Below are 10,980 nucleotides of genomic sequence, written 5' to 3'. Positions count from 1 at the left end.
ACCATCCTCAACGCCGTCCTGCGCGAGAACCAGCCATGGCGCCAACAAAACCCTTGACCAACAAGACAGTCGCTCACTCCGACCCTCTCCCAAACGGGAGAGGGAGACGCGCGCCGCATGACAGGATGACACCCTCCCCGCAAATCATGCTATCGCTCCCGCAAAAGGGATCGCCTCGATGAGTTCCGGAACTGCTCCTTCTCTCACCCAGAACGTCGCGCCGCTCGATGCGGGCGCCAACGTCACCGCCGTCGCATGGCTGAAGAGCACGGCGGCCTTCGGCCTCGGCGATGGCGGCGTGCTGCTGGTCAAGGATGGCGAAAGCCATCGCGTCGAGGCGCATCCCGGTGGAGGCGTATTGGTGGCGGCAAGCGACGGCGAGCGCTTCGTCACCGGCGGCGATGACGGTCGCGTCGCCGTAACAGGCGCCGACGGCTCCACGAAGACGCTTGCCGAGACCAAGAACACCTGGATCGATTCGCTTGCCGTGAACGCAGGCGGCGCCTTCGCCTACGGGGCCGGCAAGCGGGTCGTCGCCCGCGACGACAAGGGCCGGGAAAAGAGTCTCGAGGTTCCCTCCGCGGCCCGTGGCCTCGCCTTCGCGCCGAAGGGCTACCGGCTGGCGATTTCCCACTACAACGGCGCGACCCTGTGGTTCCCCAACACGGAGGCGAAGCCCGAATTCCTGGAGTGGAAGGGCTCGCATCTCGACGTCACCTGGTCGCCGGATGCCCGCTTCGTCGTGACCTCCATGCAGGAGAACGCGCTCCACGGCTGGCGGCTCATCCCCGACAAGGGCCATATGCGCATGAGCGGCTACCCCTCGAAGACGCGCTCCTTTTCCTGGTCGGGGGACGGAAAGTGGCTTGCCACCTCCGGTGCCGAGGCGGCCATCATCTGGCCCTTCGAATCGAAGGAAGGCCCGATGGGCAAGGCGCCGCGGGAATGCGGCGTCAGGCCCGCCAAGGTCAGCTACGTAGCCTTCCATCCCAACACCTATGTGCTGGCGGTAGGCTACGAGGACGGCTGCATTCTCCTCATCCGCCTCAACGATGCCTCCGAGCTTCTCGTGCGCTCCGCCGTGAAGGACAGCGGAATCACGGCGATGACCTGGGACAAGGGCGGAAAGCGCCTCGCCTTCGGCTGCGAGGACGGTCAGGGCGGCATCCTGACCCTGCCCGCGTGAGATCGCCGGTGGCTCTCTTCGGCGCCTTCATGCGCGGCACCTTCGGTCTGCCGAAGCCCGACAGGCAGGGCATCGACCGGGTGAAGGACCTCGCGCGCGCAGCCCTTCAGGTCTCGCCGGACACCGCCTTCGCCGTCAACGAGATCGTCTGCAACGATCCCGGCTGCCCGGGCATCGAAACCGTGATCCTGGTGATGGAGCCGGGCAGGAAGACGCGAGCACTCAAGGTTGCCAAGCCTCTCGACGAGGTCATGGCCGAGGATATCGCCGACGCGGCGACTACCTCCAACGAGCCCGACTGAACGGCTCAGCTCCCGTTTCGCAACCAAGGGTTTTATGTTAAATATTGCGCAACTCCTCATGGAGGGCGCGCCATGCAGACCTGGACCTTGCTGCTCGCTTCCTGCGCCAGCGGCTTCATTCTCTCGGAGGGCGAGGCTCGGGCCGATCATTGCGCCGATAAAGCGACCCCTGACGAATTCTTTGCATGCGTGAAGGGGCACACCGGTCCAACGCCTTCGCCGCAAGACCCCATAGGCGTACCGAACCGGGAGTCGCCAGTCATCTATCCTCCGGCCGAGATCAAGCCGGACCGCAATCTGCATGTTCCGCCGAACTTTCAACGCCCTGAGGGATTTCGGTGATGGAATGGCAGCCTCTGGACCTGCCTCATGAATCCTTGAGATTGATGGGGGAGGTTTTCGTCTTTCTGCTGACGCTGACCTTCGTCATTGCGGCCATCACCCTCAAGAAGAGAACGAGACATCTTTTCCCGCTCTCCTTTCTCAGCATCTTTGCCCTCAGCTCGCTCGGCTGGGTCATCGGCTACAACATGTCAAACAGCCGCGAGCCGGCCGTGGCCGCCGTACTGCCGGCGGTGCTGACCCTCGTCGCAGGCATGCTCGCCTATATCCTCGGCAGCCGGGGAGCGCTGTCGCGCCTGCTCGTCTGCCTCGCGACCATCGGCTTCTCGCTTTCTCTTTACGTTGCGAGTTTCGCCGGCGCGCGCCATCGCTTCAATTATGAAGAGCGGATCACCAAAATCGACTATTTGAAATATCAGGAAGGCGTCAGGCAGGAGATCGCGGCCACAAAGCTGTTCTTCGAAGCCAATTTCCGGCAGCTGCGGGCCACGCTGGGCAAGAAGTATGGCGTCAATCTCGACGACGTGGCCTCGGCAGAGCCGTCCCGGCAACCCGCCTCGAAGGACTAGCAAGGCCGAGGTTTCTGTTTCAGAACCAGTTGGCTTGCGGAACCGTTTCCCCTTCGAAGAGGTCAAGCTTGTCCAGGATCGTTCGCATCATCGCCTTCGGCTGCGGTCTGTGCGGCGGCATCGTCGCGTCGCAGGGGCCTGAATTCGCGCAGCAATACCGTCAGCGCGTCGGCGGTGCGATCGACGAATTGCGCCAGGTGGTCTCGCGCTTCGACGGGGATGCGAGAGCAAGCGGCGAGACGACGGAAAGCGCGATCACGCGCCTGCGCTCGAACGCGGACGATTTCGTCAGCCGTCAGGGCGCTGCCATGCAGGCCAATGTGGAGCGCCTTGGGCGGCTTGAGATGCACCGCCAGACCATGATGCAGTCAGGTCCCTTCTCGCGCGTCGCTCTGATGATGCGCGATGGCGACCGGGATGTGATGGAAGCGGTCTATCGCGATTTCGAGCCGGCCGTGCCGGTGACGGAGGAAGGGCTGCTCTCGGCCGCCATCGGCTTCATCGCCGTTTGGGGTGGCCTTCTTCTGCTGACGGGTTTTCTCCGCAGCCTGTGGCGACGGCCGCGTCAAGCGGCAAGGGTTTAATCGTTTTCCTGAGCCAACTCTCTAACCCTCATCCTGAGGAGCAGCGAAGCTGCGTCTCGAAGGAGGTTCCAGGGAGCACTCGATCCTCCTTCGAGATGGTCACTTCGTGACCTCCTCAGGATGAGACCGATATTTGATTGACCTGTTACGCCTCGCGCTCCGGCTTTCCGGCCAGCACTACGTAAAAGCCCAATCCATCCTGGGCCGGAAGGGTCTGCAGCCGGGCGATCCAGCCGCGCTTCTTGGCCTCCAGGAGGGCCTTGCCGATCGGCTGGAAGAGGGTTTCGCCGCCGCCCTCTGCCGGCGGATTGAGGCGGATCGCGACGGATTTTGGCGTGGCAAAACGGCTGCGCTCGAGCATGTCCTGGATCGAGGCCGCCGCCTGTTCGCGACCGGCGCTCCGCAGATCGAGCACGCTGTCAGCATCGACGACGCCGAGACCGCCACGGAGCTTGTTGGCGTAGAATTCCTCGAAATGGGGCATTTCGTCAGTACTCTCCACTCGTCGTGGCCGTCCCCGGACTTGATCCGGGGATCATCCCGGGTATCCACGCCTTGCTTGGTTGAAGGTAGAAGACGTGGATGGCCGGCTCAAGGCCGGCCATGACGCACATGGTTACCGCACCAGAACGTTCCGGAACTGCCACGGATCGGAGGAATCGATGTCCTCCGGGAAGAAGCCGGGACGGTCCGTGAGCGGGGTCCAGTCGGTGTAGTAGCCGTTCACCGGACCGAGATAGGGCAGCTGCACTTCGAGGCAGCGGCGGAAATCCATCTCGTCGGCCTCGACGATGCCGGCTTCGGGATTCTCCAGCGCCCAGACCATGCCGGCGAGCACGGCGGAGGTCACCTGAAGGCCGGTGGCGTTCTGGTAGGGCGCGACGCGGCGGGTCTCCTCGATGGAGAGCTGCGAGCCGTACCAATAGGCGTTCTTGCCGTGGCCGTAGAGCAGCACGCCGAGCTCGTCGATGCCGTCGACGATCTCGTTCTCGTCGAGGATGTGCTGCGTCTCCTGGAACTTGCCGGCGCTGCCGAACATCTCGTGCAGCGAGAGCACCGCCTCGTTGCAGGGATGATAGGCGTAGTGGCAGGTCGGGCGGTACACCGCCTTCCCGTTCTCGCGCACGGTGAAATAATCCGAGATCGAGATCGACTCGTTGTGGGTGACGAGGAAGCCGTATTGAGAGCCGGGCGTCGGGCACCAGGTGCGCACGCGGGTGTTGGCGCCGGGCTGGAGCAGATAGATCGCCTGCGCATCGGGCCCAAGCGTACCGGCATTCTCCGGCATCCATTTTTCATGCGTGCCCCAGCCGAGCTCGGCCGGCTGCAGGCCCTCCGATACGAAGCCGTCGACCGACCAGGTGTTGACGAAAACGCCCATGGGCTTTTCGGACTTGGCGCGCTGCGTGTCGCGCTCGGCGATGTGGATGCCCTTCACGCCGACTTTTTGCGCCAGGCGCGCCCAGTCCTCGCGGCTCTTCGGCTCGTCGTACGCGACACCGAGTTCGCCGGCGACATTCACCAGCGCCTGCTTGACGAACCAGGACACCATGCCCGGGTTGGCGCCGCAGCACGACACGGCCGTGGTGCCGCCCGGATTGCGCTTGCGCGCCGCCATGGTGATTTCGCGCAGGGCGTAATTCGTGCGCGATTCCGGCCCTTTGCTCTTGTCGAAATAGAAGCCGGGCCAGGGCTCGTTCACGGTGTCGATGTAGAAGCAGTTGAGCGAGCGGCACAGCTCCATGATGTCGACGGAGCCCGTGTCCACCGAAAGATTGACGCAGAAGCCCTGCCCGCCGCCTGCGGTCAGCAGAGGCGTGAGCAGCTCGCGGTAATTGTCCTTCGTCACCGCCTGCTGGATGAAGCGGATGCCGCGCTCGTCGAGCAGCTCCCTGTGCTTCTCCTGCGGATCGATGACCACGAAGCGGCTCTTGTCGTACTCGAAATGACGTTCGATGAGCGGCAGGGTTCCCTGGCCGATCGAGCCGAAGCCGATCATGACGATGGGGCCGGTGATGCGACCGTGGACGGGCCAAGTGGTCATCTGATCTGTCTCCTTTACGAAATCAGAGGTAGTGAAAGCTAAACGCCGGATAAATGTTTCGGGCGCATCTAGGATTGCGGAGCCCCCAGGGTCAATGCCCCGAGGCGCCTTCCCGCACCTGCGGGCATTGTCGCCTGAGGATGGCGAAGGCTGCATGACGATTGCGCCTCTGACATGTTCGATTGACGCTCGACATCGTGAAACAAAGCTTCATGATGGCGGCCTCACCGTTTCTCTCCCGGCCGCGACCGATGAAATTTCACGATCTTCTCAAGAACTACTGGCGCATTATCGGACTCGGCTTCGCTCTGACCTTCCTGTCCTCCTTCGGCCAGACCTTCTTCATCTCCCTGTCGGGCCCCGATATCCGCGCGGCGTTCGGCCTGACGCATGGCGCCTTCGGCTCGATCTACTCCCTCGCGACTCTGTCCTCGGGCCTCTTGATGATCTGGGTCGGCAGCGTGATCGACCGGGTCGACATAAGGCTTTACGCCACCACGGCCATGCTGGGCCTGACGGCTGCCGCCATCAGCCTGTCCTTCGCGCCCAATCTCCTCATGCTGGGCTTGAGCCTGTTCGCGCTTCGCCTCTTCGGCCAGGGCATGCTCAGCCATGCCGGCGTGATGAGCACCGCGCGCCTGCATGAGGGCGTGCGCGGCCGGGCGCTCGGCGTCGCCGCCCTCGGCTTTCCCGCGGGCGAGGCGACCCTGCCGGCCGTCGCCCTCGCCTCGATCGCGGCCTTCGGATGGACCGGCACCTGGCGCATCGCCGCGCTGGTGATCGTCATGGCACTGGTCGCCGGCTGGCTGCTCGGCTTCCTGCTCAAGGCCGGGAATCCTGACGTCGAGGAAACGACGCGCAGGAGAACCATGGGCGATGCCGGCCCGCGCTGGAGCGACATCCTGCGCGACTGGCGCTTCCTCGCGCTCATTCCCACCATGATCGGCTATCCGGCGATCATGACGGCCTATTTCTTCCATCAGCGCTTCATCGCCGAAATGAAGGGCTGGTCGCTGGAACTGCTCGCGAGCAGCATCACGCTCTTCGCGCTGGTCTCCGTGGTCGTCGCCATGAGCGCCGGCAGCTTCGTCGACAGGTTCGGTGCGGTTCGTCTCAGCCATTTCTATCTCGCCGGCATGATTGCGGCCTCGATTGCTCTTGCCAGCTTCGATGCGCCATTCCTGCCGCTCGTCTTCTTCGGCCTGATCGGCCTCACCTCGGGCTGCACCAATGTGGTGATCGCGGCGGTTCTCGCGGAATTGTTCGGCACGACGCATCTCGGCAAGATCCGTGCGCTCGCAGGCGCGATCATGGTTGTGGCCTCGGCCGCGACGCCGGGCGCCATCGGTCTGCTGTTCGATGCGGGAGTGACGCTTGAAGCCATCTGCTTCGGCTTTGCCGCCTACATGATCGCGGCGGCCGCCGTCACCTTCGTGCTTCCCAACCCGAGGGCCGCGCGTTTGCAGCCCTCGGAGGGATAGCGATTAGAGCGACGGACGAATCCCTGCCAGTGCGCCCTGGGCGGCCGCGGCAACGAGCGCGCCGAGATCGGGCTTCTGCTCGAAAGCTCCGGTCGCGGAGACAAGGCCGCGCGCGCCGTTGAGCGCACCCGCCTCGAGCTCGAGCGCGAGGAAGCGATTGCGCTCGTAGGGGCCGGGCAGCCAGAGCGAGCCCGTCTTCTCGGTCGAGAAGCCGAAGCGCTCGTAATAGGGCGCATCGCCCACCAGCAGAACCGCCTTGTGCCCGAGACCGCTCGCGCGCTTCAGCGCCTCGCGCATGAGCTTTCCGCCAAGCCCGAGGCTCTGCACGGACGGATCGATGGCGATGGGGCCGAGCATCAGCGCCGCGCGGTTCGCACCGGCGCTGATGTGCCACAGGCGCACCGTGCCGATGATCTCGCTGTTGCGCTCGATGACGAGCGCCAGGCCGTCGGCCGGCATCCTGCCCTCGCGCAGGCGCTCGCAGGTCTTCTGGAACCGGGCGGCTCCGAAGCAGGAATCGAGCAGCGCCTCGCGCGCGTCGACGTCGTGGAAGGTTTCTTCGCGAATCGTGATCATGGCCGTGGCCTCCCAATACACGTGGGGTGAGCGACAGCCCTCGCACCCGTTCACAACTTGAACAGGCCGTCCGGGACAACTGTGTTGGGTTGATGCCTGCCTCATTCAGCGAGGCAGGCGGGACGTGAGTTAGATCACGTAGGACTTGAGCGGCGGGAAGCCGTTGAACGCGACCGCCGAGTAGGTGGTCGTGTAGGCGCCCGTTCCCTCGATCAGCACCTTGTCGCCGATCTCCAGCGAGATGGGGAGCGGGTAAGGCTCCTTCTCGTAGAGAACGTCGGCCGAGTCGCAGGTGGGACCCGCGAGCACGCACGGCACCTTGCGGTCCTCGTCGTGCTCCGTGCGGATCGGATAGCGGATCGACTCGTCCATCGTCTCGGCGAGACCGCCGAACTTGCCGATGTCGAGATAGACCCAGCGCACCTCTTCCTCGTCGCGGCTCTTCTTCGAGACGAGAACGACCTCGGCCTCGATGATGCCCGCGTTGCCGACCATGCCGCGGCCCGGCTCGATGATCGTCTCCGGGATGCGGTTGCCGAAGTGCTTCGACAGCGCGCGGAAGATCGACTCGCCATAGGCTTCGACCATCGGGACCGTCTTCAGGTACTTCGTCGGGAAGCCGCCGCCGAGATTGACCATCGACAGGTGGATGCCGCGATGCGCGCATTCACGGAAGATCGCGGAGGCAGAGCCGAGAGCCTGATCCCAGGCTTCCGTGTTGCGCTGCTGCGAACCCACGTGGAACGACACGCCGTAAGCTTCCAGGCCCTGACGATAGGCATGCTCCAGCACGTCCACGGCCATCTCGGGCACGCAGCCGAACTTGCGGGAGAGCGGCCACTCGGCACCGGCGCCGTCGCACAGGATGCGGCAGAACACCTTCACCTCGGAAGCCTCGATGCCAGCCGTCGCGGCTGCACGAGCGATCTTCTCGACCTCGACTTCGCAGTCGACCGCATAGAGGCGCACGCCGAGCTCGAGGGCGCGCACGATGTCGCGCTCCTTCTTGATCGTGTTGCCGAAGGAGATGCGCTCAGGCGTCGCGCCGGCATCCAGCGCAAGCTGGATCTCGACCACGGACGCCGTGTCGAAGCACGAGCCGAGCTCTGCGAGGAGCTTCAGCACCTGCGGCTCCGGGTTGGCCTTCACGGCGTAGAACACGCGCGTGTCGGGAAGCGCACGGGCAAACTTCGAGTAGTTGTCGCGCACGACCTCGAGGTCGACGACCACGCACGGGCCGTCCTCACGTCGGTTGCGCAGGAATTCACGGATGCGCTGAGTCATGGCGCTCTCCCCACCAAAGGTTCAATGGAGGTCTTGTGAAGCCTCCGGATTGAAGTTCAGACGATCAGGAAATCCTGCCGTCCGGCGTCAGCGGGGGAAGACGACATCCCGCTTCGTGCGATGGAGACACGAGAAGCGGCGATGGGCTCTTCACCCGACGATGCTGCCTTGGATTGGATGGGGATACTCCATCCGCACGCCTGGCAATGATAAACAAGCCTCTTCGGTGTTGACCTTTGGAGGGCCAACGAGACCAAAAAAGCCCGTTCGTCGTTGCTTTAAGTCGCGTCCCCCGTTGAGAGCGAGGTACGCCGGTTTTCGCCTCCGGCTGCCGGTTAGGGGTATCGAGAGCTAGGTCGCTCTCGGGCGGCTGTCCGGCCTCTTGTCCGGATGCCCACCAACCGACACACGACCACAGGCACGTGCGAAATTGGGCAGGGCTGAGATAAGCATATTCGCCCTGGACCACAAGAGTTTTTCGGGGGCTTCCCAGGATTTTTTTAACCCTGCCGGGACCTGTGTCTTGTCCGCACCACCGTTCAGGCTTCATTAAGCGGCCAAGATACACGGATGGGGCTTGAGCCCCATATCAATCCCTTGAATCCCGGCCCTTTTCCTCGAGACGAGAACAGCTCCGCCATTATGACGCCCCTGTCCCGCCGCACCCTCCTGCAAAGCCTCCTTGCCGCCACCGCTCTGTCCGCCTTCAGCCACCCGGTCTTTGCGCAGCAGACTGGTGTGCCGCAGCCCAATCCGTTCCGCTACGAGGATGTGGTGCGCCGGGCGCGCGAGCTGGCGAGCGCCCCGTTCGAGGCGCCGGTGTCGCAGCTGCCGGAGCCCCTGAACCGGCTCAGCTTCGACGATTACCGTGACATCCGCTTCCGCACCGACAGGGCCCTGCTCGGCACCGGCAAGGGCCCGTTCCGGATGCAGCTTTTCCATCTCGGGTTCCTCTATCAGCGCCCGGTGACGGTGAACGTCATCCGCGATGGCGTGCCGACCCCGGTGCCCTATCAGCGCGAGCTGTTCGACTACGGCCGCAACAAGATCGAACGTCCGCTGCCGGTCAATCTCGGCTTTGCGGGCTTCCGGCTCCACTATCCCCTGAACAACCCGAAGGTGCTCGACGAGCTCATCGCCTTCCTCGGAGCGAGCTATTTCCGCTTCCTCGGATCGGATCAGAAATACGGCCTCTCGGCCCGCGGTCTCGCGATCAACGTGGAGGGCGGCGAGGCGGAGGAATTTCCGCATTTCCGCGAGTTCTGGATCGAGATGCCGAAGCCCAACGACGAGCGGGCCATCGTCTATGCCCTGCTCGACAGCCCCTCGGTCGCCGGCGCCTATCGATTCGACATCTACCCGTCCAAGGAAACGACCCTCGACGTCACCGCGACGCTGTTCCCGCGCCAGACCATCACCAACGTGGGTGTGGCCCCCCTCACCTCCATGTATCTCGATGGCGAGAACGACCGGAAGCCGACGGACGACTATCGCCTCGAGATCCACGATTCGGACGGGCTGCTCATGCAATCAGGCGCCGGCGAGTGGATCTGGCGGCCCCTGCGCAACCCCTCCAAGAAGACGATCTCCTCCTTCAGCGACAACAATCCGCGCGGCTTCGGCCTGATGCAGCGCGACCGGGTGTTCGAGCATTATCAGGACCTGGAGGCGCATTATCACCAGCGCCCCGGCTACTGGGTCGAGCCCATCGGCCAATGGGGCGAGGGCTGGGTCGAGTTGGTCGAGATCCCGACGCCGGACGAGACCCACGACAACATCGTCGCCTATTGGCAGCCGAACCGGCCCTTCGAGCCGGGCCAGGAGGTGGTGATCTCCTACCGCCTGCGCGCCGCGGCGGCGGTCGGTGCCATGCATCCGGGCGGCAAGGTAGTCAACACCTTCCAGACGCCGCCCCGGGCCAGCGGCTCCAATGCGCCGAGCGATCCCAGGCATCGCCGCTTCATCGTCGATTTCGCAGGCGGCAACCTGGCCTATTACCTGAGCGCGCCGGACCAGGTTCAGCTGATTCCCTCCACCTCGGTCGGCCAGATCACCAATACGTTCGTCATGCCCAACCCTCATACGCAGGGCTTCCGCGCCGCCATCGACGTGAAGCTGGAGCCGGGCCAGTCCACGGATCTCCGCGCCTTCCTGCGCGCCGGCAATCGGGCGCTGACGGAGACCTGGACCTATCCCTGGTTCGTGGAGTGACACGGCTCGTCGTTGTCATTCCCGATCCGCGGGAACGGGAATGACAACGAGAGTGTCCTCACCCTGCCACATCATCACTGTCCCCTCCTCGTCATCCCATCCTTCACCGTCATGCCCAGGCTTGCGCCACCCTCTGCCGTCATCCCCGGACTTGTTCCGGGGAACCAAGTCTTGGCTCAATCCCACCCTCTCACGTCATCACCTCCCCGGACTTGTTCCGGGGATCAGTGCCGGTGATCTCGATGCGGTGGAGCGTGGCGTCTTTCGGATCGGGATGGCCGAGCTGATCCCCGGACCAAGTCCGGGGACGGCCATAACGGCGCGGGGGTGGGGATGGGCAGTGAGAGCGTGATGTTATGTTCTCACTTTGTTCTTGACATCATTCCCAATCTTGGCTATAT

At 64.1% G+C, this 10,980-nt stretch carries 10 protein-coding genes; 6 read left to right on the top strand and 4 right to left on the bottom strand.

The window, feature by feature from the left end; genetic code table 11:
• Nucleotides 1-178: 178 nt before the first annotated feature.
• The 4 genes from JKL46_RS33135 to JKL46_RS33120 all read left to right on the top strand — a co-directional run bounded on the left by JKL46_RS33135 (nucleotide 179) and on the right by JKL46_RS33120 (nucleotide 2,983).
• Entirely contained in the window at nucleotides 179-1,186 is a 1,008-nt protein-coding gene (locus JKL46_RS33135; RefSeq protein WP_201842597.1) for a WD40 repeat domain-containing protein, read from the top strand.
• Nucleotides 1,187-1,194: 8 nt separating this feature from the next.
• Nucleotides 1,195-1,488 (top strand): hypothetical protein, encoded by a 294-nt coding sequence (locus JKL46_RS33130; RefSeq protein WP_201842595.1) that lies wholly within the window; start codon nucleotides 1,195-1,197, stop codon nucleotides 1,486-1,488.
• Between the two features lie 341 nt (nucleotides 1,489-1,829).
• Nucleotides 1,830-2,399: a hypothetical protein gene (locus JKL46_RS33125; protein WP_201842593.1), complete on the top strand. Its 570-nt coding sequence runs from the start codon at nucleotides 1,830-1,832 to the stop codon at nucleotides 2,397-2,399.
• A 68-nt stretch (nucleotides 2,400-2,467) separates the two neighbouring features.
• A complete protein-coding gene (locus JKL46_RS33120; protein WP_201842591.1) occupies nucleotides 2,468-2,983 on the top strand; it encodes a DUF2937 family protein in 516 nt (171 codons plus the stop codon).
• 145 nt (nucleotides 2,984-3,128) lie between these two features.
• On the opposite strand, the gene JKL46_RS33115 is transcribed toward JKL46_RS33120, so the two are convergent.
• Both JKL46_RS33115 and JKL46_RS33110 read right to left on the bottom strand, forming a co-directional pair.
• On the bottom strand, nucleotides 3,129-3,467 hold the full coding sequence (locus JKL46_RS33115; protein WP_201842589.1) for a hypothetical protein: 339 nt from the start codon (nucleotides 3,465-3,467) through the stop codon (nucleotides 3,129-3,131).
• 132 nt (nucleotides 3,468-3,599) lie between these two features.
• Nucleotides 3,600-5,027, bottom strand: coding sequence for a homospermidine synthase (locus JKL46_RS33110; RefSeq protein WP_201842587.1), 1,428 nt, complete (start codon nucleotides 5,025-5,027; stop codon nucleotides 3,600-3,602).
• A 251-nt stretch (nucleotides 5,028-5,278) separates the two neighbouring features.
• Between JKL46_RS33110 and JKL46_RS33105 the strand changes: the two genes are divergently transcribed.
• Nucleotides 5,279-6,508: an MFS transporter gene (locus JKL46_RS33105; protein ID WP_201842585.1), complete on the top strand. Its 1,230-nt coding sequence runs from the start codon at nucleotides 5,279-5,281 to the stop codon at nucleotides 6,506-6,508.
• 3 nt (nucleotides 6,509-6,511) lie between these two features.
• Here the strand turns inward: JKL46_RS33105 and JKL46_RS33100 are convergent, their stop codons facing one another.
• On the bottom strand, nucleotides 6,512-7,084 hold the full coding sequence (locus JKL46_RS33100) for a GNAT family N-acetyltransferase (protein WP_201842583.1): 573 nt from the start codon (nucleotides 7,082-7,084) through the stop codon (nucleotides 6,512-6,514).
• A 129-nt stretch (nucleotides 7,085-7,213) separates the two neighbouring features.
• On the bottom strand, nucleotides 7,214-8,368 hold the full coding sequence (locus JKL46_RS33095) for a type III PLP-dependent enzyme (RefSeq protein WP_201842581.1): 1,155 nt from the start codon (nucleotides 8,366-8,368) through the stop codon (nucleotides 7,214-7,216).
• A gap of 642 nt (nucleotides 8,369-9,010) precedes the next feature.
• Between JKL46_RS33095 and JKL46_RS33090 the strand changes: the two genes are divergently transcribed.
• On the top strand, nucleotides 9,011-10,579 hold the full coding sequence (locus JKL46_RS33090; protein ID WP_201842579.1) for an OpgD/OpgG family glucan biosynthesis protein: 1,569 nt from the start codon (nucleotides 9,011-9,013) through the stop codon (nucleotides 10,577-10,579).
• Nucleotides 10,580-10,980 lie beyond the last annotated feature (401 nt).

It is taken from the genome of Microvirga zambiensis WSM3693 (assembly GCF_016735695.1).
GTDB lineage: Bacteria > Pseudomonadota > Alphaproteobacteria > Rhizobiales > Beijerinckiaceae > Microvirga > Microvirga zambiensis.
Note: the sequence above shows the minus strand (reverse complement) of the source record. Positions and strands in the feature narration are given on the sequence as shown.

Coding starts and splice junctions, on each gene's coding strand:
- JKL46_RS33135 (WP_201842597.1), top strand. CDS start 179: ATGAGTTCCGGAACTGCTCCTTCTCTCACCCAGAACGTCGCGCCGCTC.
- JKL46_RS33125 (WP_201842593.1), top strand. CDS start 1,830: ATGGAATGGCAGCCTCTGGACCTGCCTCATGAATCCTTGAGATTGATG.
- JKL46_RS33115 (WP_201842589.1), bottom strand. CDS start 3,467: ATGCCCCATTTCGAGGAATTCTACGCCAACAAGCTCCGTGGCGGTCTC.
- JKL46_RS33110 (WP_201842587.1), bottom strand. CDS start 5,027: ATGACCACTTGGCCCGTCCACGGTCGCATCACCGGCCCCATCGTCATG.
- JKL46_RS33105 (WP_201842585.1), top strand. CDS start 5,279: ATGAAATTTCACGATCTTCTCAAGAACTACTGGCGCATTATCGGACTC.
- JKL46_RS33100 (WP_201842583.1), bottom strand. CDS start 7,084: ATGATCACGATTCGCGAAGAAACCTTCCACGACGTCGACGCGCGCGAG.
- JKL46_RS33095 (WP_201842581.1), bottom strand. CDS start 8,368: ATGACTCAGCGCATCCGTGAATTCCTGCGCAACCGACGTGAGGACGGC.
- JKL46_RS33090 (WP_201842579.1), top strand. CDS start 9,011: ATGACGCCCCTGTCCCGCCGCACCCTCCTGCAAAGCCTCCTTGCCGCC.